The sequence below is a fragment of the Vibrio sp. 1978 genome (assembly GCF_033344345.1).
Genome location: NZ_JAWPOP010000879.1, coordinates 1 through 550, shown reverse-complemented (window position 1 = coordinate 550; position 550 = coordinate 1). Strand labels below are relative to the sequence as shown.

1 protein-coding gene is annotated in these 550 nt (G+C 40.9%); it reads left to right on the top strand.

Annotated features, from left to right (window positions below; translation table 11 throughout):
- Nucleotides 1-14: 14 nt before the first annotated feature.
- Nucleotides 15-293: a helix-turn-helix transcriptional regulator gene (locus tag R8N49_RS29645; protein WP_318190763.1), complete on the top strand. Its 279-nt coding sequence runs from the start codon at nucleotides 15-17 to the stop codon at nucleotides 291-293.
- Nucleotides 294-550 lie beyond the last annotated feature (257 nt).

Sequence of the window (550 nt, the reverse complement as noted above, 5' to 3'; positions counted from 1 at the left end):
CATAGGTTATCGTTATGTCTGTAAATACAACTACCCTTATAAAAATCGTACGTAAATCTGACGTTCTACAACGCGTACCCTTCTCAAGAGCGACTCTCCACCGCAAAATTAACGATGGAACATTCCCACCTTCAATTCCCCTTGGTGCAAACTCTGTTGGTTTCTTGTCTCATGAGGTCGATGCCATTATCGCAGCCATGGCACTAGGCAAAGATCTACATCAAACCGTTTCTCATCTTGTTGAGCAAAGACAGTCTCTTTTCGACAACAGTCTCTATGCACTAGCTGCATAACTAAAAACTCTCACTAAGCACAAATAAATCAATTGTTTACTGCATGCTTTAGCATGCTGGTAAAAGTGCAGAGTTCTTTAGTTATATATATTACTTAGAAACTTTGCACTTTTACGTTCTACTAGGAATAAGAATAAATGAACGTTATCGCGCAATCTCAAGCTTCAGAACATACACTGGTTCGTTCAACCGAGTCCTGCTCAGTCGCTATTCTTAGCGGCGAGTCTCTAAGCTTCGATCATGACAAGTACAGGGTC

Excerpts from the sequence above, each read along its gene's own strand:
- R8N49_RS29645 (WP_318190763.1), top strand. The coding sequence starts at position 15 with ATGTCTGTAAATACAACTACCCTTATAAAAATCGTACGTAAATCTGAC.